The sequence below is a fragment of the Chromobacterium sp. FG22 genome (genome assembly GCF_057809415.1).
On sequence record NZ_JBMDJX010000029.1, the window covers coordinates 15,735 to 37,218 of the forward strand.

36 protein-coding genes and 1 tRNA gene are annotated in these 21,484 nt (G+C 57.5%); 7 read left to right on the forward strand and 30 right to left on the reverse strand.

The window, feature by feature from the left end:
- Window positions 1-50: 50 nt before the first annotated feature.
- The 3 genes from ACODSD_RS21010 to ACODSD_RS21020 all read right to left on the reverse strand — a co-directional run bounded on the left by ACODSD_RS21010 (window position 51) and on the right by ACODSD_RS21020 (window position 1,889).
- Window positions 51-437 carry a hypothetical protein gene (locus ACODSD_RS21010; protein WP_488878226.1) on the reverse strand — a complete coding sequence of 129 codons (387 nt, stop codon included), beginning with the start codon at window positions 435-437 and terminating at the stop codon, window positions 51-53.
- 110 nt (window positions 438-547) lie between these two features.
- Entirely contained in the window at window positions 548-1,582 is a 1,035-nt protein-coding gene (locus ACODSD_RS21015; protein WP_488878227.1) for a hypothetical protein, read from the reverse strand.
- A gap of 61 nt (window positions 1,583-1,643) precedes the next feature.
- Entirely contained in the window at window positions 1,644-1,889 is a 246-nt protein-coding gene (locus tag ACODSD_RS21020) for a hypothetical protein (RefSeq protein WP_488878228.1), read from the reverse strand.
- A gap of 210 nt (window positions 1,890-2,099) precedes the next feature.
- Here ACODSD_RS21020 and ACODSD_RS21025 point away from each other — a divergent pair, with 210 nt between their 5' ends.
- The 6 genes from ACODSD_RS21025 to ACODSD_RS21050 all read left to right on the forward strand — a co-directional run bounded on the left by ACODSD_RS21025 (window position 2,100) and on the right by ACODSD_RS21050 (window position 7,502).
- Window positions 2,100-3,638, forward strand: a complete 1,539-nt coding sequence (locus ACODSD_RS21025; protein ID WP_488878229.1) for a DNA sulfur modification protein DndB — start codon at window positions 2,100-2,102, stop codon at window positions 3,636-3,638.
- A 79-nt stretch (window positions 3,639-3,717) separates the two neighbouring features.
- Window positions 3,718-3,972 (forward strand): hypothetical protein, encoded by a 255-nt coding sequence (locus ACODSD_RS21030; RefSeq protein WP_166453217.1) that lies wholly within the window; start codon window positions 3,718-3,720, stop codon window positions 3,970-3,972.
- A 15-nt stretch (window positions 3,973-3,987) separates the two neighbouring features.
- Window positions 3,988-4,251 carry a hypothetical protein gene (locus ACODSD_RS21035; protein WP_166453180.1) on the forward strand — a complete coding sequence of 88 codons (264 nt, stop codon included), beginning with the start codon at window positions 3,988-3,990 and terminating at the stop codon, window positions 4,249-4,251.
- Window positions 4,248-5,648: an Eco57I restriction-modification methylase domain-containing protein gene (locus ACODSD_RS21040; RefSeq protein WP_488878230.1), complete on the forward strand. Its 1,401-nt coding sequence runs from the start codon at window positions 4,248-4,250 to the stop codon at window positions 5,646-5,648. The genes ACODSD_RS21035 and ACODSD_RS21040 overlap by 4 nt, the downstream gene beginning before the upstream one ends.
- A 77-nt stretch (window positions 5,649-5,725) precedes the next feature.
- Window positions 5,726-6,562: a GNAT family N-acetyltransferase gene (locus tag ACODSD_RS21045; RefSeq protein ID WP_488878231.1), complete on the forward strand. Its 837-nt coding sequence runs from the start codon at window positions 5,726-5,728 to the stop codon at window positions 6,560-6,562.
- Window positions 6,563-6,605: 43 nt separating this feature from the next.
- Window positions 6,606-7,502: a competence protein CoiA family protein gene (locus tag ACODSD_RS21050; RefSeq protein WP_488878232.1), complete on the forward strand. Its 897-nt coding sequence runs from the start codon at window positions 6,606-6,608 to the stop codon at window positions 7,500-7,502.
- A gap of 254 nt (window positions 7,503-7,756) precedes the next feature.
- Here the strand turns inward: ACODSD_RS21050 and ACODSD_RS21055 are convergent, their stop codons facing one another.
- The 27 genes from ACODSD_RS21055 to ACODSD_RS21185 form a co-directional block, all read right to left on the reverse strand.
- On the reverse strand, window positions 7,757-8,023 hold the full coding sequence (locus ACODSD_RS21055) for a hypothetical protein (RefSeq protein WP_488878233.1): 267 nt from the start codon (window positions 8,021-8,023) through the stop codon (window positions 7,757-7,759).
- 23 nt (window positions 8,024-8,046) lie between these two features.
- Window positions 8,047-8,556 (reverse strand): hypothetical protein, encoded by a 510-nt coding sequence (locus ACODSD_RS21060; protein ID WP_488878234.1) that lies wholly within the window; start codon window positions 8,554-8,556, stop codon window positions 8,047-8,049.
- A 233-nt stretch (window positions 8,557-8,789) separates the two neighbouring features.
- Window positions 8,790-9,095, reverse strand: coding sequence for a ParB/RepB/Spo0J family partition protein (locus ACODSD_RS21065; RefSeq protein WP_488878235.1), 306 nt, complete (start codon window positions 9,093-9,095; stop codon window positions 8,790-8,792).
- A gap of 380 nt (window positions 9,096-9,475) precedes the next feature.
- Window positions 9,476-9,772, reverse strand: a complete 297-nt coding sequence (locus ACODSD_RS21070; protein ID WP_488878236.1) for a hypothetical protein — start codon at window positions 9,770-9,772, stop codon at window positions 9,476-9,478.
- 132 nt (window positions 9,773-9,904) lie between these two features.
- On the reverse strand, window positions 9,905-10,216 hold the full coding sequence (locus ACODSD_RS21075) for a hypothetical protein (protein WP_488878237.1): 312 nt from the start codon (window positions 10,214-10,216) through the stop codon (window positions 9,905-9,907).
- 81 nt (window positions 10,217-10,297) lie between these two features.
- On the reverse strand, window positions 10,298-10,618 hold the full coding sequence (locus ACODSD_RS21080) for a hypothetical protein (protein WP_488878238.1): 321 nt from the start codon (window positions 10,616-10,618) through the stop codon (window positions 10,298-10,300).
- A gap of 23 nt (window positions 10,619-10,641) precedes the next feature.
- The gene (locus ACODSD_RS21085; protein WP_488878239.1) at window positions 10,642-11,100 is read right to left on the reverse strand and encodes a hypothetical protein; all 459 of its coding nucleotides are present in this window, start codon (window positions 11,098-11,100) and stop codon (window positions 10,642-10,644) included.
- Between the two features lie 66 nt (window positions 11,101-11,166).
- Window positions 11,167-11,373: a hypothetical protein gene (locus ACODSD_RS21090; RefSeq protein ID WP_488878240.1), complete on the reverse strand. Its 207-nt coding sequence runs from the start codon at window positions 11,371-11,373 to the stop codon at window positions 11,167-11,169.
- 77 nt (window positions 11,374-11,450) lie between these two features.
- Window positions 11,451-12,323 (reverse strand): AbiTii domain-containing protein, encoded by an 873-nt coding sequence (locus tag ACODSD_RS21095; RefSeq protein ID WP_166453243.1) that lies wholly within the window; start codon window positions 12,321-12,323, stop codon window positions 11,451-11,453.
- Window positions 12,324-12,398: 75 nt separating this feature from the next.
- Complete coding sequence (locus ACODSD_RS21100) at window positions 12,399-12,737, reverse strand: hypothetical protein (protein WP_488878241.1); 339 nt, start codon at window positions 12,735-12,737, stop codon at window positions 12,399-12,401.
- A gap of 218 nt (window positions 12,738-12,955) precedes the next feature.
- Window positions 12,956-13,246, reverse strand: a complete 291-nt coding sequence (locus ACODSD_RS21105; RefSeq protein WP_488878242.1) for a hypothetical protein — start codon at window positions 13,244-13,246, stop codon at window positions 12,956-12,958.
- Between the two features lie 223 nt (window positions 13,247-13,469).
- Window positions 13,470-13,766: a hypothetical protein gene (locus ACODSD_RS21110; RefSeq protein ID WP_488878243.1), complete on the reverse strand. Its 297-nt coding sequence runs from the start codon at window positions 13,764-13,766 to the stop codon at window positions 13,470-13,472.
- A gap of 136 nt (window positions 13,767-13,902) precedes the next feature.
- Window positions 13,903-14,235: a helix-turn-helix domain-containing protein gene (locus ACODSD_RS21115; RefSeq protein ID WP_488878244.1), complete on the reverse strand. Its 333-nt coding sequence runs from the start codon at window positions 14,233-14,235 to the stop codon at window positions 13,903-13,905.
- 28 nt (window positions 14,236-14,263) lie between these two features.
- Window positions 14,264-14,464, reverse strand: coding sequence for a hypothetical protein (locus ACODSD_RS21120; protein ID WP_166453234.1), 201 nt, complete (start codon window positions 14,462-14,464; stop codon window positions 14,264-14,266).
- 16 nt (window positions 14,465-14,480) lie between these two features.
- On the reverse strand, window positions 14,481-14,732 hold the full coding sequence (locus ACODSD_RS21125; protein WP_166453237.1) for a hypothetical protein: 252 nt from the start codon (window positions 14,730-14,732) through the stop codon (window positions 14,481-14,483).
- A gap of 15 nt (window positions 14,733-14,747) precedes the next feature.
- Complete coding sequence (locus tag ACODSD_RS21130; RefSeq protein ID WP_166453238.1) at window positions 14,748-15,080, reverse strand: hypothetical protein; 333 nt, start codon at window positions 15,078-15,080, stop codon at window positions 14,748-14,750.
- A gap of 11 nt (window positions 15,081-15,091) precedes the next feature.
- On the reverse strand, window positions 15,092-15,442 hold the full coding sequence (locus tag ACODSD_RS21135) for a hypothetical protein (RefSeq protein WP_166453239.1): 351 nt from the start codon (window positions 15,440-15,442) through the stop codon (window positions 15,092-15,094).
- Between the two features lie 443 nt (window positions 15,443-15,885).
- On the reverse strand, window positions 15,886-16,095 hold the full coding sequence (locus ACODSD_RS21140; protein WP_488878245.1) for a hypothetical protein: 210 nt from the start codon (window positions 16,093-16,095) through the stop codon (window positions 15,886-15,888).
- Between the two features lie 15 nt (window positions 16,096-16,110).
- The gene (locus ACODSD_RS21145) at window positions 16,111-16,386 is read right to left on the reverse strand and encodes a hypothetical protein (protein ID WP_488878246.1); all 276 of its coding nucleotides are present in this window, start codon (window positions 16,384-16,386) and stop codon (window positions 16,111-16,113) included.
- Window positions 16,387-16,438: 52 nt separating this feature from the next.
- The gene (locus tag ACODSD_RS21150; RefSeq protein ID WP_488878247.1) at window positions 16,439-16,612 is read right to left on the reverse strand and encodes a hypothetical protein; all 174 of its coding nucleotides are present in this window, start codon (window positions 16,610-16,612) and stop codon (window positions 16,439-16,441) included.
- Window positions 16,613-16,756: 144 nt separating this feature from the next.
- Complete coding sequence (locus tag ACODSD_RS21155) at window positions 16,757-17,053, reverse strand: ParB/RepB/Spo0J family partition protein (protein ID WP_488878248.1); 297 nt, start codon at window positions 17,051-17,053, stop codon at window positions 16,757-16,759.
- Between the two features lie 480 nt (window positions 17,054-17,533).
- A tRNA-Tyr gene (locus ACODSD_RS21160) sits at window positions 17,534-17,597 on the reverse strand.
- 164 nt (window positions 17,598-17,761) lie between these two features.
- The gene (locus tag ACODSD_RS21165) at window positions 17,762-17,977 is read right to left on the reverse strand and encodes a hypothetical protein (RefSeq protein WP_488878249.1); all 216 of its coding nucleotides are present in this window, start codon (window positions 17,975-17,977) and stop codon (window positions 17,762-17,764) included.
- A gap of 20 nt (window positions 17,978-17,997) precedes the next feature.
- On the reverse strand, window positions 17,998-18,225 hold the full coding sequence (locus ACODSD_RS21170; protein ID WP_488878250.1) for a hypothetical protein: 228 nt from the start codon (window positions 18,223-18,225) through the stop codon (window positions 17,998-18,000).
- Between the two features lie 77 nt (window positions 18,226-18,302).
- Complete coding sequence (locus ACODSD_RS21175; RefSeq protein ID WP_488878251.1) at window positions 18,303-18,530, reverse strand: hypothetical protein; 228 nt, start codon at window positions 18,528-18,530, stop codon at window positions 18,303-18,305.
- A 4-nt stretch (window positions 18,531-18,534) separates the two neighbouring features.
- On the reverse strand, window positions 18,535-18,900 hold the full coding sequence (locus ACODSD_RS21180; RefSeq protein ID WP_488878252.1) for a hypothetical protein: 366 nt from the start codon (window positions 18,898-18,900) through the stop codon (window positions 18,535-18,537).
- Window positions 18,900-19,646: a tyrosine-type recombinase/integrase gene (locus ACODSD_RS21185; RefSeq protein WP_488878253.1), complete on the reverse strand. Its 747-nt coding sequence runs from the start codon at window positions 19,644-19,646 to the stop codon at window positions 18,900-18,902. The genes ACODSD_RS21180 and ACODSD_RS21185 overlap by 1 nt, the downstream gene beginning before the upstream one ends.
- A 372-nt stretch (window positions 19,647-20,018) precedes the next feature.
- Between ACODSD_RS21185 and ACODSD_RS21190 the strand changes: the two genes are divergently transcribed.
- On the forward strand, window positions 20,019-21,029 hold the full coding sequence (locus ACODSD_RS21190) for a tyrosine-type recombinase/integrase (protein ID WP_166453249.1): 1,011 nt from the start codon (window positions 20,019-20,021) through the stop codon (window positions 21,027-21,029).
- The last annotated feature ends 455 nt before the right edge of the window (window positions 21,030-21,484 follow it).

Sequence of the window (21,484 nt, forward strand, 5' to 3'; positions counted from 1 at the left end):
CGAGGCCTGGCAGGAACCAATCGGCGCGCTGGCAGCCGGTACGTCCAGACTTATTCGTGAGGCCCTTTGCTCAGGCGTGCCTTCGCTTCCAACACCCTCACAATCAGCGGATGTTCTCGACGGAACACCGAGGTGTGCTGGCTGGACTTCTGCTTGTCATCAATTGCCTGCATTTTCTCTTCGCGCAGGGCTTTTGCCTCCTCATCGCCCGCGGCCGCCGGCAGCGCCTTCTCCGCTTGTTGGCGTTCTATCATTTTCCTATAGCACTCGGCGTCGGCATCGAGCAGAGCTTGGTATTTGGCATACATCTCGCGGCGCTCATCCGGGGAGTAAAACTCGTTTACCAGTTGCAGCAGACTGAGGGCGGACACCGAGGCATCCAAATGCTGCAGAGTAGCCAGCAGCGGTTTCTGGAGGTCCTTCACCAGGTCGGGCATTGTGCTATCCATCTTGCGTCACTTTTGTGGGGGAAAGGGTTTCAGAGGGCGCAGGCCTGGCGTGCGCCAGGATCCAGGCGTCGCCGGCATGTCGCCGTGAGGGTGGGATTCTATTCCGCCATGATTTTACTGCGCAGGTTGTTGCAGTAGCCGCAATAGCTACCATTTCTCAGATCCTCTTGGCTTAGAGGGGCATCACAGCGGCGACAGAGCTTATTCTCCAATTCGTGCTCACACCACTGACAGCAACCGTCACGAGTCAGGAAGGTATGGTGATGGCAGCTGTCACATTCTTCAAAGTCCGATGGCTGGCCGCTGAATTGGTCTGAGCCATCCAGCTCCTGCAGCATTTCCCAGATCATCTGAGGCCTGATCAAGTCGATCTGACCGCATCCATGGCACTTGTAGCGGAAGTCATGGGACTCAACCCTGAGGCCTGCCTCCATGTCTTCCGAGTGGGGCTGCAGCAAGTCGGAAAAACACGCGGGGCAGTAGCAGCGATCCAGCCAGCGCCGCATGCGAGGCGGCACGCCGGCTTGGCTCCACTGCTGCTCACATTCCTTGCGGATGGCCGCGTGAACCTTGTGATGCTTCAGCATGACGAGCCAGGATTCTTCCAGCAGCTCGGCGGGATCTTCTTCCAGTTCATTGGTGATGAACTCTTGCAGCAGAGGGAACAGGTCGGCCAGCATGCTGGCGATTTCGCCAAGCGGGTTGGTCGGGTGCAAGTGCTCCAGGAAGTTGCGGTTTTTTTGGATCCGCTCCAGGAGCGTCCAGTCGGTCTTGATGCCAAGATGTTCGAAACGCAGCCTAATGCCTTTGACATCGATCGTGGCCGGCCTGAATCGCCCGACTGGCTCCCAGCGAAGACCGCCGTCCCCATTGGGACGGGGAAGAAAGTCAGCGGGTGGGTTATGGATCAGTTTGTATGCCCCCTCAGCATCATCCGCCAGGGAAGCGATTTTGTATTTCAGCAGCAGCAATACGCCGGCGAACAGGTTCCGACTGGCGGACAGCGCGCGGGCAATCTCTTGCTCGCGTTTCTCTCCTTCCTGGGGGGGCTGGCTACGTATGAAATCCTCGACGCCGAGGCGGATCGAGGTCAGTGCGTTTTCCTTGAGTTTTTCGATATCAAGCGTTGTCATGGGGTCTTGCCAGAGAGAAAAAGGGTGAGGCCTAGCGCGATGGCGCCCGGCCTGTCGACGATTATTTAATGAGAAAAATGACGCCAGCGATGGCGATACCGAAGGGCCCGAGGCTCCCAATTACGGAACGGCCCATCCCAATGCAACAAATATTCAGGAATCCAACGACCGCGCCGTATGCGATCGCAAAGAGGGCCAATCCCTTCGCCAGCATGCCTGGAAGCGGCGCAAGGTAGATCAGCAATGCTGCAATGAAGGCAAGCATACCCAAAAACCCCTCCACACCGAGGTTGTATCGATCGCGCATAGCACTCCTTAGGTGCCGGGCGCACCCGGCCGTTGAGAACAAGGGCATATTCTAGCAGTCTGACCGCGCTCTTCGGAAAAGCCTCTCTATCAGATACATAGTTATCTATTGATTGATGGGGATAAGTAGAATACTATTGATTCATGTTCAACGCCGGCGGCGCCCTTTCCGACCTTGTGGGGTCGCCGGCCATTCTTGACGGGGACCAGCATGCAGCAAGTCAACAAACACTATGTGATCGCCTTGTGCGGCGTGACCATCGGCCGCAAGTTTCACTTGGCCGGCACCATCATTGGCATTTACCACGATGACGACTTCAGCGCGTGGCAGAAGGCTCACGAGATAAACCGCAAATCCGGGGCCGATTATGGCCGTCGGGCCGCGGTGATCGAAAGCGCTGAGCCGCTGAAGAAGGGTGATCTGCGTATGGATCTGGTCGAGGCCTGGGAGCGGCAAGAGCTCGACCGGCGCAAGCTCGAGCTGATGAAAGATATCCTGCGGCCGGAAAGCACCGGTGTCGATTTCAATCAACGCCGTGTCACCGGCGAACTGGCCCTGCTGAAAATCTCGCTGGACGAGCTGCGCGCCCTATACGAGGTGCGCGCCCGCGAGTCGTTGGAGGAGGACGAGCGCAAGGAGGTGCAAGAGGCCGAAGACCGCGCGCGGCGCAATGCGGCTTTGCACGATGTACGGAAGCTGGAGCTGCAGCGCGACGAAATCACCTATACCTTTCCCGCGGTGCGAGGCATCCAGGCCGGCCGCGCCTACTACGTCGCCCAAGTGCCCTACGGCGTGCTCGCCAAGCTGTTCAAGTTCGATATGGTGGCCAACCCTATCGACTACGTGCTGCCGGCGCTGACGGCCAGTGTGTCCGCGGAGATGGCTTTCGAGCCGGTGGCGCTGCCCGGCGCCAGCGACCGCGTCGGCATGCTGTCGATTCCGATCAGCGCGACGATGTTGATTAACGACGGTCAGCACCGGCGTAAAGGCATCGAGCTCGCGCTGGCGCAGCGGCCGGCTTTCGCCCAAGAGACCATCGCGGTGACGCTGTACTTTGACCAGGGCCTGGCGCGCAGTCAGCAGATGTTCGCCGACATCAACGCCAAGCAGGTCAAACCGTCGAGCGCAATCAACGCGCTGTACGATCATCGCAACCCTTTCAACGCCTTCGTGCTGAAGCTGCTGGATCATCTGCCCAAGCTCAAATCGCGCATCGACTTCGAGAACGCCAGCCCGGGCGCAAAGTCGCACAAGCTGTGGAGCCTGGTGGTGGTCCGCAAATTCATCACCTTGCTGACCGGCGTCAGCGAGAAGAACATCGCGGAACTGGAGCCGGCCATGCAGGCCGATTGGGCCGAGGTGCTGAATGCCTTCTTCCAGCAGTGCGCCCAGCACATCCCGCAATGGGACGCGATGATGGACAACCGCGTGGCCGCCAGCCAGGTGCGTGAGGAATGGGTGATTGGCCATGCAGTGTGGCTGGAGGCCCTGGCGTTGTTTGGCCGTCAGCTGCTGAACCGCGCCGGCACGGCGGAACAAGTGAACTGGACGCCGATGGCCGGCTTGGCCACGCTGGATCCGCAAAAATCGTCGAAGCTGTGGGAGGGACGTTGCGTGGTGCTGGGCAAAATGCAGAAGACCAGCGACGGCGTGAAGTCGACCGCGGCGCAGCTGCTGAAGGCGGCAGGCCTGCCGCTGACCAGTGAGCTGGAGGAGCTGGAGCAGCGCTTGACCGCCAGCATGGCGTAACCAGGTGTGGCGCACGGTTCCGACACCGCGCGCCACCTACTGAGGACCAGTAGTCCGCCCATCTTATCAGAAAGCCCCCATGCCCCGTCCCTACCCGATTACCGAAGCCTCCCTGGACCTGATGCTGACCCAAACTCGGGTCAGCTCGCCTGGCATCCGCGCGGCGCTGCAGGACCATTTCGTGCGCGGCCTGCCGCAGAACGAAGCGGCCGCCCGTCACGGAGTGGCGCCGCAGCAGTTGAACCCGGTGGTCCGCAAGATCCGCAGCAAGATCAAACCGGCCTTTGACGCATATGCCGATCTGGTCGGCGCCGGCGGCGCGTCGCAGCCGTGAGCCAGGGAGACAATCATGAGCTTGAGCTGGAGAGACAGCGCGCTGGCGGTGATGGACCAGGTGCGCGTCGAGCATTTGCAGGCCGGCGTCAACGATAAGGCGCAGATCGCCCGCGCCATCGATGCCGCGTATCCCTTTGGCGAGCGGACGCACTATCCGTACAAAGCCTGGCTGTCGGCGCGCAAGGCGTTTTTTGCGCGCCATGGCCTGCCGCTGACCACGCGCCGGCGGCGCCCGCCGGACTTGCTGGACGCCCTGGTTACCGGAGATCGCGGATGAACGTCGATAGGCAATACCCCTTGGCCTTGGATGGCGACCCGGAGCGCGAAGCGATTGAAGCCGTGCACGCCGCGACGGCGCTGTACACCGCGGAGCCCGTTGTCGACCAGCTGCTGGAACTGCTGCAGTGGCCGGCCAACGGCGGCAGCCTGCTGGATCCGAGCTGCGGCAACGGCATGTTCCTGGTGCGGGCGCTCGAGCGTGTGCTGGCGATGGCGCCGGCGGCCAGCGACGAGGCCTTGCTGCGGCTGACCGGCTGGGAGTTTTACCCGCCGGCGGCCGCGGAGGCGCGGCAGCGGGTCGAAACGCGCTTGATCCTGGCCGGCCGCAGTGCCGGCGATGCGCGGCGGCTGGCCGAGCGCATGGTGGTGTGCGCTGACTTCCTCACCGCGGGGCCTGACTCGCCAAGCGTCAATTTCATTGCCGGAAACCCGCCCTACCTGCGCCGGCTTCGGGTGCCGTCGCTGCTGCAGCGGCAATACGACACAGTCGTCCCGGGCCATGCCCGCGCGGATCTGTTGCACGCTTTCCTCGATCGTTGCGTGCGCTGCCTGAAGCCCGGCGGCCGCATCGGCCTGGTGACCGCCGATCGCTGGCTCGCCGCCGCCCAGGGCGCCGCGTTGCGCGCCGAGATGGGGCGCTACGTGGCCATCGCCCACCTACAGCGCCTGGACGCGCGCAGCACCTTCTTTCGCGCGAAAACCCGCGTTGCCGGCACGCCGCCGCGGGTGCATCCGGTGGCCTTGCTGCTGGCCGGCGCCGGCGAGCCGGGGTGCCAGCCGCTGAGCGCCGCCCCGATCTATCCTGGCGTCGATGCCGCGCGCTATCGCGACCGGCCAACGCTGGGCGAGCGGGCCTCGGTTCGCCTGGCGCCCTGGTTGGGGACCGATGGCGTGTTCCTGGTCGACGCCGGCGCCGCGGCGACGCTGCCGGCGGATCACCTGGTGCCGGTGTTGGCGCCGGAGGACCTCGCCGGCGAAGCGGTGCAGCCGCCGCGGCGCTGGGCCATCCGGACGGTCCCCGGGGTGCTGCCGGCGCCGTCGATCTGCCAGCACTTGCAGCGCACACTGCCGGCGATGTCGGCCCGTGGCCGCCAGGCCGGCGCCTGGCAGCCGCCCGAGTCCTTCCATCGCTGGGATTTGTCGCGGCCGATGTTGGTGCTGCCGCGGATCCTGGCGCGCGTCGCCCCGATCTGGTTGCCGGCCGGACGCTTGCCGATCAGCCACCAGCTGGCGATCCAGTGCGACGACGTGGCGCAGCTGCGGCAGCTGGCCGACGCCCTGCGCCAGCCGTTGGCCACCGAGTGGCTGCATGGCCATGCGCCGCGGCTGGAAAACGGCTATCACCAGCTATCCGCGCCGTTGTTGCGGCGCATGCCGCTGGCGATCGACGGATGAGCGTGCGGGTGGTGCGCCCGCCGTCTCGCTGTCCTTGATAGAATGTTGGCATTTTATTGCGGCAGAGGTGGAAAGAGATGGCATTACCGTCACTGGAAGGGAACTGGTTTTCAGGCAAGCGTGGGAACGCTCGCCTTTATCTGCTGGACGTGCGCGACAAGCGGCATCCTGAGGGAGCGCCGGTTGCGCAGCTGCTGGTGGAGCGTGAGGAAACCGTGGTGCCGGATGAGAAAGAGGGTCATACCTTCGAAGCCCGGCTGCAGCTGTTTTACCAGGTGCTCTGGTCAAGCGGAGGTCTGCAGCCTTTGGCGAGCGGCCATTTCCAGGCCAGTTACCGACGAGAGTTCGACGGCGGCGAGATCGTATCCTTGACCGGTCGTAATGGCGCGCCAGGAACGGTGTTCCTGGATCCAGAGTCGCTGCGGGGGCAGCGAGTCGGCACCTATCTGATGAATGAGCTGGTGGCTTGGGTGCAGCGCTGGCCCGAAGCCGACGTGCATCCGATCCAATTGGAGAACGCCCAGGCGTATGAAGCAAACCGCGCCCGCCGTAATCGTTTCTACGAACGGTTCGGCATCGTGTTCGACTACCAGGATGCAGGGTACCAGGAAGGCCGGTCGCGGCCGATGAAGGTGCGCGAGCTGCTCCCTGTTTTGTCTTGGCAAGAAAACATCCGGGAGCGCGATATCCGGGACGTGCTAGAAACGCAGCGGCGAGAAAATGAGCGCCTCACGTTCGAGCGGGACGGGAGGGTTCGCGCGCTGGAGCAGGCGAACGATCAGCTGCGGCGCGCATGCCGCCAGCCGTTGCGCTGGGCCGTGAGCCAGCTGTGGCGATTGCATGCGCCGAGCCGCGGCGTGGTGTTCCTGGCGCTGATGGTGGCGGGGATGTTGTGGTGGCAATTCAAGTCCTGAGCCTGGCCGTGGCCAGGCGCCGGCGACTGGCCAGGCACAAGTCATGAGCCTGATCCCTTTTGGACTGAAGGGCGAAGTCCTAGTGGAAGTCAGCGAAGTCGCCCAGGGCCTCGCCTGCGGCTGCGTGTGTCCGGGCTGTCGCGGCCCCCTGGTGGCGCGCCAAGGCCCGATCAACATCCATCACTTTGCTCACCACTCGCGTGCCTCCTGCGCCGAAGCCATGGGCCAGGCCTTGCTGCTGGCCATTGTTGAGGTGTTACAGGCGCCGGATTGCCAGTTGGGTCTGCCTGGTCCGCAAGCTCGCGTGCTATCCCTCGAGGCGGTGACGCTGCCGCCGGCGACGGTACCAGGTGGCGCAGCCATCCAGGTTTGGTACCGTCAGCGTGCGCTGCAGCTGCTGGTGGAGTGGGATCTCGCCGCCGGCGCCGCCACCCGCGCGCAGTGGCAGGCGCAGCGGGTACCTGCGATCGCGCTCAACTTGACGACCTTCGTCCGCGAAATCCAGCATCGGCAACAGAAGCAGATCCGCAAGGGCGATGTCCAACAGTGGCTGCGGGCCGAAGCTTACAAGAGCTGGATCTACCGCACGCCGCGGCCGGCGCCCTCCTCCCGGGTAGAGCCCCAGGTGATCTCCAGGCCCGCGCCTGTTCCATTCGCTCCGCTCAGGCTGGCCAGGCCGGAGGTGATCGTGCCGCGGCCGCGCAGCCAAACCCCTCCGAGTCAGGAAGAAATTCGGGCCGCACTGATGGCCCAGCTGGCGCATTTTGCGCCGTTGGCACCCGTCAACGTTGAGCTTTTTGTCTTCAGGATAGAAACGGCGATCCGCCTGGGCGTGCTGGCGGATGCCGGCCGGAGATACCTGTTCAAGAAGAACTTGATGCCGGCGGATGATCTATGGGTGGGGCAAGTTTTAAAGCGGCTGGGTTATGGCGTTGAGTGAGAGAAACGAATGATATCGTCTGACTTAATATTCCAAATCACGCCATGCCGGAGGCTAGAATTTAGAGGACATGCAGAAAAAACATGAAAGGAGAACTTGCGTCTAGATAGCAAAAAGGACACCCCTTAAGTAAGAAGTGCCCCTCTTAGCCAGTGTAGGGTGACCCACACGATGCTTATATATAAACCGTCGCTGGTTTCAGTATCGTTGAACGTCCCCCACTGGTCAAGCTCCCCGCACGTCTTTTTCCGAGGTCAGATTGCAAAGTGTTCAAGGGGTTTGCCCATGAGCGCCGTGTAGTTGGCCTGGCAGTTTTCAGCCGTCCACTCATGCCAGTCCAAGCAGTTCTCGAACTCACCGGGTTGTTTCACCGTCGAACGCAATTCTTTACCGGCATGCGCCAAACAGAATGCCCCGACAACTGCTGAATTATCTGCGCCACGAAACCAACTCGATGACACCTCGGCTACATGGACCATCTGCATCGTTTCGTGGCAGTAGAGTGTTACGCTGTGGCTCATAATTATTTTCCGTGATCGTGCCTCTAGTTTTCCAGCCAGAACACGACTCTAACGTTACTCGGTTCACCTAGTGACTTAAGAGTGGCCATATTTTTGAAATAGGTTTTACCCAATGCTTCTTGTAGAAGGTGCGAATATTCGGTTTCGAGAATCTCGCTTACAAGTAGCCACGAAGCAGAATGCCTCTCATCATAAATAATGGATTGGATCTGATCTTCTCGGGGTATGGCATGGCCTGACCTATCGCATGACTCAGCATTTTCATCCAGTAGCTCTTCGCTGATATCAACCGGAAGACCGCGCAGGGTATTTATCCCGCGCAGAAACGTTGACAGCAGGTGGTGACGGCTCGGAAATGGAGTCGTTGTCATGCTCCCGTCTACATCGATGAAGACAGGTTCCGTTACCAGCAGCCACCGCCCCTGCTCCTCTATCTTCCGTTCAATGAACGATGTAATGTTTGTTCCCATTGCGGCAGGTATCCTTTCCGACAACCGGCCGGCGCGGGCGGCCTTGACCGCGAGGTTTCGCACGCGAAACTCTGGTTGAAGTCTGCTTGTGGTTGCCGGTTCTCGCCCGGCAGCGGCTAGCAGGCATTTCCGTTCTGGCCGCCTTGGTAGGGGCGGTAGGGTTTGACAACCTGCCGACCATCCATACTCTCTCAAGGTTTACCGGGTCTTGCTCGCGCTCACCGCCGTTGTCGGAGTATCTGGCTATCGGGTTCCTGTCCTACTACCCCTACCGGGGCGGCCTGTTTTCCGACTATTCAGTCATCACTTAGTGGGTCAATTTCAATCCGGTCCATATTTGATTCAAGTGCCAGATGAAATGCAGTTTTTGAGTCACATGGAATGATATTTGCCTCGATCTCATCCCAGCCTAGTCTTCGTGCAGCGAAAGCCAAACGGTTACCGCGTATAACTTCGAACTCACCCTCTTCAACTGGTCGAATCAGTATCGGCGTTTTCTGGCCATCGGCATCAAGCTCAACCGCCAGTGCATAGATAGCTTCTGCCGTATGCTTGTGTAGACTATATTTGCCAATAACAAGCTTGCTTGTTGATATTTTCATTTTCTATGTTCCCTGGGGTTAGTGGGCCTCCTTGGATGCGTCAGACTTCACCCAGGTAGAAAGCCGAGCAAGCAGGCCGAGCATAAAAATGGGCACTAGGGCAATCAATAGATTGATCGTCAATCCCATAACTGCCCTCAACAGTAGTGATGGCCCGCGGATTACCCAGGGGAGTTCGGTTGTCGATGGGAAAATTCCTCCAGTGAAGAACTCATGCGCAAGGTACGCTCCGGGCCAGTGCCACGGCCATGCATGCCAGGCAGATGGTTGGTAGGTCAGCGATGACCATTCAAACCACATGATTGCCTCATATCCTCCCCAGCTGAAGCCGAGGAGACAGAGGGCGAGCAAGAAAAAGGGCATAGTCATTTTCCGGGGTCTTACTGGCCGCGGGCTGCGCGGGCCTGGTTGACGATTTTGACCAGCTTTGGCCGGTAGTATTCATTGCCCGGCATGCCGCCCGGCTCGAACGCTTTTTCAGCATATTCGGCCTGGAATAAAATCAATTCATCAGCTAGCGCCCGAAGCAGCTCAAGCTCTGCCGTGACAAGTGCCGCGCCCTCTACAACAGCCTGCCGGCGTATCGCCGTTGCGCGCTCGCTTTTATCTTCTATGTGCAGGCTGGCATCTACTGCGCGATCCAGAGCGGCAGTGATTTGCTCGTCAGTTAGCTTCATCTCTAAACCTTTCTCTCGGCTTCCAGCCGGTAGTGGGCGACCAACTGGCTGCAATGTTTCGCATGCGAAACTCTGTTGAGTCTGCTCGTTGCTACCGAGACTCGCTCGGCAGCGGCCAGCAGGCTTTTCCGGTCAGTTTGATACCTTGGCGGGCAGGAAAGAATCCAACGTCGAGCGCTCGCCAAATACCTGTTTGCTGGCCGCTGAAATCTGCTCAATCGTGCCGTTAAACAAGAAGCCCTTTTGTGCTGGCATCGCCAGCACCTCCGGCAAGTTATGCGCTGCATCGGCCAGAGCATAGATGGCTTTGCATGCAGATTCTGGGTTGAACTTTCCACCGCCTAAAGCGCTGACATGGCCTTGTCTTGCAGCATCCCCAGCAATCCCTCGAATTTGCACTAGCAGTTCGCCGAGCAGCTGAAGTGCATCTTGGTTCTTGTCCATTTCGTCATCCTTGTTGTTGTTCATGGCGGCGGACGGCCTGCGCAGGCAGCTACCTGGCCGCGATATTTTCCGTCCCGTTACTTACTTGTCTGGGCGCGCCAAGGAGCGCTTAATTCTGCTCACGGCCCGCGCATCCCGTTTTGCCCATTCTCTACTACGCTCCACCTGCTGGAATGCAGCCCAATCCGCTTCATTGGCTTTTCGCATCGCTACAGCCCATTTTTGGAAACTTGTTACTGTTGCGCTGCCTTGAGCTTTGGCTCCACTTGCAAGATACGGATCTGCTGTTCGCCAGATTGCGACCGCATTTAGTCCATCCTGGCCAACAGAAACCACAAGCCGTTGCTCTCCAGCTGCGTTTTGATAGACGTGATCCCGTTGAATTGGCAACACATCAGCCATCTCTCATCTTCCTTTTCCGCGAATCAGTCACAATTCCAGCCAAGCACCAAAATGCTGGCTTCGTTCGGTATTACTTCTGCAATACCGAATGTCTGAAGGGTCTCCGCCATGGATGCAAGAGGATAGACCGCCTGCTGTAGTAGGGAGGGATCGCCTGACTCTACGCCAAGGGATTTGAGAAACAGAGCGTATGCCTGCTGATGCTTAGGCTCCACCCCGTAATCAAGTCCGGCCGGTTCGAATGCAGCACAAAAATCTTCGTTTGCGATGGCATTCAGCGTGGCTGTTGCCTCTTTGGTGGTCGGGTGAATGACCTTCACGAAGCCCTCAAATTGATGGATCGCAAAGCCGCCGCAGTCATGGCCTTCCAGCCACTCCCAACCATCGCCGTCATCAGCACTGATGCTCCTTTTCCAGAAAACCAAAACTGGCTGATCATCAGCAATTTGTGCGCTCTCACGAATTGCCCAAATTCTTGGCATGGAATTCTTTCTTAAATCTTCCCTGGCTACCGGCCAGCGCGGGCGACGACTGCCGCATATTTTCCGCTATTCGGCAATGAACACGGGTTCTGCCGACGCCAGAGCGTTTTCCAGCGCGTCTTGGTCTACATCGAACTGCGCGCAGGTATGCCATACGGCGTCATTGATTGCCTGCAGATCGCCGGCTTTGACGCCTTTCAGATTCTCCAGCAAGGACGCAAGGGCTTCGCCTACACTGGCCGTATCAGTTTTGTATTGCAGTTCGCTTTGCATTGTTTCGTTCTTCCTACGGTTGCCGACCGGTGCGGGCGCCACCTGGGCGCGGTGATTTCCGAGGGGACTACCTGGTATCAGCTCAAGAAGGGAGCCAAGTAAGGAAGTGTTTGGGCCGCAACGATGCCGCCTGCCGCATTCTCCAAAACCGATTTAATGCTGTTCGCTGTGGCTTTGATTACGTGCCACTTTGGCTTGGGCGATACCGCCTGAGCCTGCAAAGTCGCCAGTTCGGACCGCAGTTCATCGCCAGGCTCACCAGCGACCTCGCCTCGATCAAGGGTCCCATGCAAAACATCGATCAAGGCTTTAAGGGCATCCAGGTCGGCCGTCTTGGTTTGCATCTGATTGGAGCTATTCGATCCAATCTGAATTTGCGACCCAGTCACGTCGCCAAAGTGGTAGTGCTGCTGAACCATTTGCTTCTCCTGGGGAGTGAAAGTCATCCCTTCACCGAGTACGCCACGCTCTTCGAGATCCAACGCCCATTCCAAGATGCGACTGCGAACCTTCTCAACAATGCCGTGAATTTGGACTGTGGAGAGACTAATTGCCGGACGCATAGGCACCTCCATGCCCTGCATCAGACGGTGCTCCAGGTCAGCGGAAAAAAAGGAAAACAACCCCTGTTTGCTTTGGGACAATTGAACCAGCTCAGGAACAGATTGGCGAACCCTAGTCAACGTCAGGTGCTCTGCTGACTCAGCGGTCGGCATCATTAATGGGATAGGGCCGTTGATGGGGTTGAGGGCTTTCAACTGACCACGCAACAGCCGGTAGTCGGGGATGTCTTTTCCCTTGTTGTAGCCATTTAACTCGCCGTCGATCCAATCAACAAGGTCGGGCACGGCTAGCCGGCGAGCGACCACCAGCGCCTTGAGCAATAGGTCGGCTGTAGAAACGGCTGGATCGGTGGCCATATTGACCAGCTCAGGAACGATGGCTGCCATAAGTCCTTCCTTAAAGTTGTTATTAAACGGAACACCAAAGCTAACCAGCCACGGGCGCTAAGCGCAATTTTCCGGTCAGTCGGTAACGCCCAAGTCACCGCCCAAAATGAGCGACACCTTCTCACCACGTTTTGCCCGTGCAGCAATATCCGCGATCATCATTTTGTCCCCCTCCGCGACCAGCTCTTCAGGCACACCAAGTTCTTCAAGCGTTGCGGCAGGCCCGGCAACAATTTCAAATCCCTCGCCATCCTCCGTTTCCTCAGCTTCCATCTTGCAGATCAGAAATGCGCCATTGTCATCTACTCGCGTTTGATACAGGCCATCTGCGCTGACGTAGTATCCAGGATTCCCAGGGCGATGATTCCAGATCACGTCAGGTTGCATTGTGGTGGTTTGCTGATGTTGGTTCATAATTCTCTTTCTGCGCGGCAGAGCCGCATTGTTGCCCTTCTGGGGCGGTTATGCCGGCAGCGACCGGCGCGTCTTTTCCGTGGTAATTACCAAAGTTTCAGGGCCGCAGGCACTTCGGCATTGATAACTACAAACATGCCCAGGTACACACCCAGCAACCAGTATTTTTTGAGCAGAACCTTCAGTGTTCTCATATCGCCTCACATTTTCCGTTGGAATCAATCAGGAATGGAAACATGGCCGTGTTTTTGAGCACTGGAGACAATCGAATCAACCCTTGCTCGCAAATTCGCATACTCACGCGGGGACAGCTTCTCCCCGATGTGTATTGAAATCAGTTGTTCTGCAGTGGCGTTCCCTTCTGCCGCTTCACGCAAAAAAGAAATTTGCGACGAAGTAAGTTCAGTGCGCTGAGCTTCATTCACCTTCAGATGCGTGTAGAAAGCGACCATTAAACAAAGGGTTACCAGAAAACCATATAGCAAAAATGAATCCACTTTATATTCCATTTCCGTTCTGGCCGCCTTGGTAGGGGCGGTAGGGTTTGACAACCTGCCGACCATCCATACTCTCTCAAGGTTTACCGGGTCTTGCTCGCGCTCACCGCCGTTGTCGGAGTATCTGGCTATCGGGTTCCTGTCCTACTACCCCTACCGGGGCGGCCTGTTTTCCGGTATCTATGAAACCATCCGGAATTTCCGGATAGTTCGTGCTGAATAATTTTCCGGGGTCTTACTGGCCGCGGGCTGCGCGGGCCTGGTTGACGATTTTGACCAGCTTTGGCCGGTAGTATTCATTGCCCGGCATGCCGCCCGGCTCGAACGCTTTTTCAGCATATTCGGCCTGGAATGAAATCAATTCATCAGCTAGCGCTCGAAGCTGCTCAAGCTCTGCCGTGACAAGTGACGCGCCCTCTACAACAGCCTGCCGGCGTATCGCCGTTGCGCGCTCGCTCTTATCTTCTATGTGCAGGTTGGCATCTACTGCGCGATCCAGAGCGGCAGTGATTTGCTCGTCCGTTAGCTTCATCTCTAAACCTTTCTTTCGGCTTCCAGCCGGCAGTGGGGGACCAACTGACTGCAATGTTTCGCATGCGAAACTCTGTAGAGTCTGCTCGTTGCTACCGAGACTCGCCCGGCAGCGGCCAGCAGGCTTTTCCATTGGTTTAATTCTTTGCGGCCAGTTCAGTGATTAACAGCAATACAACTTCCTTTTGACTTGCGGAAAGGTTTCGAAACATACGTACCAAAGTAGCCTCTTGCTCACTCTCGCAAATCCCCTGTTCGAGATGATGGCCCGTCAGAACATATAGCAAATCCACGTTGATGGAACCCAAGGCGGATAATTGAGTGGCCGTAGGTGACGAAACTCCCTTTTCCCAATCTACGAGCGTTCGCCGCTTTGCTCCTGAAACCTCGGCAAATGTCTCTTGCGTCATTCCCAACCGCTTACGCTCATCACGCAAACGCGCGGCTATAGTGCTATGAGACACATCCATTTGTTGGGATTCCATAATTTCCGATCAGCTACGCCAGTCGTTGAGTACGTTCGAATTTATGAATGAAGCACTCGCCGTTATGTGCGCAAAGCCATACACCATTGTCGAAATAATTGATGACGACATGGATTTCCGGATTAACGCCATCAGCATCGGGAATCCAATCTTCATCGTTGCGAACCATGTGGGCAATCTGTTCTGCTAATCTGTCGCTTATGGTGTGTTGCATAGTAATTTTCCGATGGCTAGTGAGGCTTCGAGCCGGTCAGCTCGGTGTAAATGCTTTCCCACTCGATCCGCTCGACGTTTTTTTCGTTGCGCTGGCCTTCCCAATCTTCCACCACCCGACCGTCGTCTATCAGCTCAACCCGATCACGCGCAGCATGCCACGCGCCATGTGCGTAGTCCGCCAAGCGCTGCAAATCCGCGTCCGGCAGATGCTGGCCATCCTGATGCCGGCGGTACAGCTCGGACAAATCGTCGTAGTTGGGGAACATGCGAGGCTCCTGTTTTTAGAGGGGGTGGCCAGTTTCAGACAATTCGCCGGTATCAACAAAGTGTTGCAGGATCGGTAGCAGTTGTGCGACTTGTTCACGGGTGAGGTGCATTCCCGTCGTCAGCAGAACGGCATCGGGTAGCGGGTACGGCACCCAACCCGTAGTCTCGGTAGTTTCCACTCCGTGTGCCGCCGCGTTGCACGCCATGATCTTGGGTTCGGCGTCATCAACGCCAAGCCACAAGGCGTCTTCGGTGACCAGACTGCTTTTCTGAAGGCGGCATGGTGCGTCGTTGCGATCACGGAAGGCTATCGACGCGAAACCATGTTGCGTTTTGGTGTGATTCATAATTTTTCGTCCTATTTGTTTTTCATGGCGTTTATCAGCATTTCGGCTGACTGCCAATCGCGGAGGAACTGAACAAAATTCCTAGGGTAGATACTGTGGTTCTGCTCGCCGCTAGGACTGATGGCGTGCCGAAACAGCGTTGTTGCCGCCTCCGCAATCTCGTTTTCCTCAGCCATCCCAAGCGCCAAAACTTCACTTTGCTTGCGGCCTATTAATGTGAGTACAGCGCAAAATGGATCGGTTTCTGCTTCGCCCCGGTCGATGTGATCTGCAACCTTCCGCAACCACTCCACTATACGGCGGCGCTCCCTCATCTGTGCAATGGTTGCTTTTCTGTCAAGCAGCCGGGTTACGTCAGCCATTTTCTTTTCCGAGTTATTCCTGCGCCTTCAAAACGTCCGCTTTCTTCTGGCATTCAACGCATCGCCGCTCGTGCGGCAGCTCAAGGAAAGCCGCCAGCTGCACGATCACCACGCGCCGGCTGGGCCTGGATGAATAGCGACACCTCGAACGGCTTCCGCTTTCGTTTGCCAGGTGAATACGCTTAGGCTCCATGACACAATTTTCCGCTATTCGCTGATCTGCTGGACGGAGGCAAGCGCCACGTTGCACCAGTAGCCGCCAGAGCCAGCCCAACGAACCTCCTGCCGGTCCTCATACACTGACTGAACCGTGACGATTTGCGCTCGTGCGGTCGTGTATTTGCGACGTGGGCCAGTCGTCGTTACAGCGGCCCCTGCTTGGATGCGGACCCGCGAGCCGGATTTGATCGTTTCGGTGGTCATAGGAAATTTTCCGTGAACACTTAATCGTTCGATTTGCACAGATCCCATATACGATATCGATCCTCAGTATCCACCTCGTTGTAGTGGACAATACTGCCCAACAGGTCAACGTTGCGGGCGAGGAGAGAACTCACTTCTTCTTCTGAAACTGGTCGCTTCAAACCGGTTTCCATGTGCCCTTGTACCTGCTGAAACAGGTCATCCGTCAACTGCAACTGAAATACTTTCATGGCTACTTTCCGATGTCAGTGGAAGTAATGCTGGATGATCTTCGCGCCGATGAAAATTAGCGCGCCGACAACAAACATAATCATCTTCGACACACCACTGCCAGGATGTGTTGCTTGAGCCAAAAGTCCATTAGGCCGGGCTTGCTTGGCTTCGGCAGCGGTTGCCTTGAAATCAGTCCACAGCATCAGGGCAGTCAGTATCCCAAGCAGCAGTGCAGCAACTGGCAGGGCTGAGTAGTAGGCAAGGATGGCAAAACCCAATACAAGCCAAGTCAGGACATTCCAGATCATGAAATTTCTCCTATTTTGAAGCCAGCAGCGGCCGGCGCGTCTTTTCCGTGGGTCAGGCCGGAACGACTTCCAGCTCGTAATCGACCATCCAGTCGGTGCCATTACCGCCATCGTCCGTGACGACACCGTTATCCAACTGGTAACGAATTTCCTGCTCGAATTCCGCAATGGAGTCGCAGCCCATTTCCTCCAATTCAGCCGGCGACACTTCGATCCTGATCTTCATGTGAACCTTTCTGCCCCTATGGCACTTGTGAATCGTCTTGCTGATGCCGGCAGGGACCGGCATGGACAAGGCGTTTCCGCTATTCGGTCATGAACATGGGTTCTGCCGATGCAAGGGCGTTCTCCAGCGCGCCGAGGAACGAACTCACTTTTTCTGCTGCTGATTGTCCATAAAGGCCAGTTTCTCGGCCTCTTTATCAGTAAGTTGTCGCACCTCGGCAGGGACAGTGGGCAGGTTAGCGATCAACGCACCTTTCCAGCGAGCCAAGCCACAGACAACCTCGTACATGTCACCAACCGGCCTCACGATTAGAGGCTTTTTGACCCCATTTTTCTTGATGTCATCAGCGATTGCTCGGGTGTATTTATTAGTATGAGTATCCCCCCGCAACGGTTCGTAATACTTCAGCAGCGAGAGCTTGATCTGAACAATTTTGGGCACGAGTCATTTCTCCTGTCCGGCTACCGGCCGGATACGGGCGCCACCTGGGCGCGGTGGTTTCCGTGGGGTTAGTGGGCCTCCTTGGAGGCGTCAGACTTCACCCAGGTCGAAAGCCGAGCAAGCAGGCCGAGCATAAAAATGGGCACTAGGGCAATCAATAGATTGATCGTCAATCCGATAACTGCCCTCAATAGCAGTGATGGCCCGCGGATTACCCAGGGGAGTTCGGTTGTCGATGGGAAAATCCCTCCAGTGAAGAACTCATTCGCAAGGTACGCTCCGGGCCAGTGCCACGGCCATGCATACCAGGCAGATGATTGGTAGGTCAGCAAGGACCGTTCAAACCACATGATGGCCTCATACCCTCCCCAGCCGAAGCCGAGGAGACAGAGGGCGAGCAAGAAAAAAGGCATAGTCAGTTTCGAGGTCTGATTCAATTTGAAGGGTCGTTTCAAAAGCGGGCTGGGTTGAATACCAGCCTGCACACTTGCAGGATTCGAACCTGCGTTCTCCTTATCGGGTGTCCTAACCGCTAGACGATTGCGCAGCGTGGAAGCGACTCCATTTTGTGCGCAAGCGGGAATCGAACCCGCGCTTCCCTGTTCGGATGGTCCTATCCTCTGGATGAAAGTGTGCCGGGAAAGTCGCCTTCCCCTGCGTGCCTACCACGCTGCCGCTCGCGAAACGATCCTTTAGCAATTTTCCGAGTCAAGCCGCCGTGCGGTTGCTGGCACCGGCAAGGTGGTTGTCGATCCAGCGCAGGCAGTCAGCTTGCGTGGCTTCCGAGTGAACCTGCTGGCCAAGCCCAACATGCCAGCGGCCGACGTAGCCAGGCTGCATGTCCGGATTGAGGTAGACCAGAAACCCCCGGTATTCGTAGTCGCCTTGGACGATTCGCTTGCATTTGTGCACTGGGGGAGCCATCGCTTGTTTTCCGTGGCCGATCAGACCGCACCGAATTGGCGCAAGGGTCGGATGATAAGGCGGTTGAGTTGCAGGTTGGGCATCAGGTTGGCAACACAGCTGACGGCCTGATCGACGGCGTGGAAGTTGCCGTTCTTACGGGTGCGCTCCGCTATATCATCAAGCTCCTGCGCCGCTTGGCGCATACGCACAGCCATATCGGCGATAGCCTCAGCAGTCGATTCAACATCAATTTGATTTTCAGTCATTTTGGTTCTCCAATTTTTCACAGCGTTGTTGATGGTCTAAATATAAACGCCTAGGCGTTTATATGCAAGTAGAAAATTCAACTTGCATCGGCTTGTTGCGGCAAGTACACACGGCGGATTTTCTCGTCGGTTACGCGAATGCGCCGGACAGCATTGCTCACCTGCTGTGGGGTATCCACGTCGTGCGCCCGCGCTGCCTCAAACGGCCCCATGCCTCTCACCAGCACATCCCGCGCCGCCTCCTTCAAAGGGCCGGACTTAGCACGGATTATCTCGGCAACTACCTCGAACTGATCGTTCGTCATTCCCTCATGCTCTCCCTGTTGGCGGCCAGCGACTCAGAATGGAAACCAGCCACCCAACGTATCTTGCGGTGCCCCACACTACCGTCACGAGCCAGCCAAAGCCAATAGCCGCGATCACGGCGATCCAGCCCGCGCCAAGCCCCAGCTTTGGGCCAAACCCCGCCAGCAGCCCCGCAATCAGGCCGGCATAGTTGTAGCTGATGAAAATTCTCACCTTGCCGAACTTCACCGCTGGCCCGTCAGCAATACCCCAGAACAGCAACAGCGCCCACAGCCAGCCTCTACGGCGTGTGATGGCCGCAGCGTTTCGTTCGGTGTGAGCATCAAGCGCTGGCGGTTGCCAAGCCAAGTAATGCCACGGAGATTTCATCAGATCACCCTGGCGACGATCGCCCCTAGATTCATCGGATCGCACTCCACCAGCTTGCGCACCGCTTTGATGCTGGTATGGCCCAGCAGCTCCTGGATGTGCCTAAGATCGCCGCCGCCAGCCTCGCCACTCTGGTGCCGGCGATATAGCTTGGTGGCGAACGTGCGCCGCCCGCTCGTTGCGCTAGCGCCCTCGATGCCGGCCTGGGCGAACAGCTTGCGGTAGAGACTGGTCATCACGTCGCAAGCATAGGACGGCTTGCCGTTTACTACCCTCTTTGTCATCGCCATGCTGCGCCCGTCCTCTGTTACGAATAAGGCACTCTCCGGTTGTAAGCCACGGAATGCGTCGCTCGCCATCGCCCCAAGCCCGTTTTTGCGGCGCAGCTCCAAGTAAGCATCAATGCTTGCCAGCACCTTCTTGTTGACCCAAAACAGCGGGCGCTCGCGCCGGTTGTAGGCGATGTCTGGCCGAACACGCCAGTCTCGCTTTGCGGTGCCGTCCTGGTTCAAATAGTCGTCCACGCGGAGTAGAGCTATCTCGGTCGGAGTGAGGGCCGTCCCAAACAGTACATGCAGCAGCGCCACGTCCCGCTTCTGGTTGCGACCGGTAATGCTGGCCACCGTAACCGCGTGTTTGAACTGGTGGTCTTCAACGATAATTGCTTTTGCCATAGCCTGAATTAGCATGAAAATGGAACTATTCAGATACAATAGCACGAAAAAAATGCCTGAACCAGCCTGCAAGCCAGTCCTGGCGGGCTTCCTCGGGAAACACCTTAGGTAGCCAAGCCCAATGAAAGGTTGCCACGTATGACTATCTGCCTGTCCGGCAGTGAAAACCAGCGTCGTCTTACGAGGCTTCTATTTACTAAGCTGCCTGTCCGGCAGTAAATGAAATGCAAAATCAAGCTCTACTATTGCTAAGCTGCCTCCCGGCAGCGTCTAGCAATCTATCCCTGTTTCGCGGCTTATGCAACACGGTACACATGCGATCAACATCACGCTTGATCAGTTGATGCATAGACACCTAGATTGAGCATAGCTCTTGGTTCGCAATGGGAAACCTCCAGTTGCTGTGCAACAATTCAACAGAGTTACTTGTAGAGGCCGACTGCAGTGCACCTTGACGACGATCATCTCAACCATGGTCACGATGATACCGATTGTGGCCAACTCGCCGACTACCATGGCATTCCCATTGCCTTACAAGCAACGCTGGAAGCCGCAAATGCCTACTTGGGCGCCACACTGGCCGACGGTACACGACGCGCCTATCGTAGTGATTTCAGGATTTTTACAGACTGGTGCTCAGCCTATTCATTGGCGAGCACCCCTGCGACGCCTGATAGCATCGCTCTGTTCTTGGCTCACCAGGCCCAATCCGGACTTGCCACGGTGACGCTGAATCGTCGCCTCGCTGCTATCCGCTACGCGCACCGACTGCAGAGCCTACCCTCACCGACCGAGCATGCGCTGGTGCGGGATACCCTGGCCGGCATCCTACGCAGACACGGTCAGCTGCCAAAGAACCAGAAGGAGCCGCTGTCCGACCTAGAGATTGCGCTGCTGCTGCGCGCGTGCCCGGACACCCTTGGTGGGTTGCGTGATCGTGCGCTGATCGCAGTCGGGTTCGCCGGTGCTTTTCGTGCTGGCGAGTTGGCCGCTCTCACACTTGAGCGGTTGACGTTCCAAGCGGATGGCCACCTTGTCGCCTTGTTACCGAAGTCGAAAAATGACCAGCATGGGCGTGGTTTCGAAAAGCCAATCTACAACGGCTCCCGTTTGACGCCGGTCAGTCACCTACAGGCCTGGCTCAACGCCTCTGGTATTAAAGAGGGACCAATTTACCGCGTGGTGCATCGCTCCGGTGCGTTGCAGCCGGCCGCGTTGTCGGCAGACTGGATCTGCCGTCGAGTGCAACAGTTAGCCAAGACGGTGTTGGGAAAAGATAAAGGGGCTATCGGCGGGCACAGCCTGCGCAGCGGCTTCATCACCACCGCGGCCGAGTACGGCGAGGATGTGGCGCGCATTATGGAAGTCACTGGGCAGAAAGATCCTAGGACAGTGCTCCGCTACATCCGCCGTGCCAATCGGTTCAAGGGGCATGCTGGGCGAGGATTTTTATAGCTGCAGGCGCTTGTTGCGCTCATGCCTCCGCCTACTGTTAGGGCCCGGAGGGTATAAAACCGGTTTATTTGGGACGATGTCAGTATCCCTATGGGCCGTGGATATGTGGGCAAACCTGCATCCAGAGCATGGATAAGTAGGTGGATAATCCGTGGACGAGGGACGGCTCGTTCCTCTCCTCTCGCCCACCAGTTACCCACCTACTTATCCACCCTCTGAAACCCGCGCAGGGTTGTCCACATACCCACCGCGTCGATGTACAGCGTGGCCTTCGGCATTCTCGATCATCAAATTTAATTTTTTTGACGTCAAAAGCGGCACGCCGGCCTGGCTCTAGCAATGGAGGAACAGAGTGGATGACGGCGAGGAATTCTCGCATGCGAGAATTTTAACGCATACCTGTGACGCGAATGTCAGTGTGGGTACATGTCAATATATGGAGAGGGGAAGAGTTC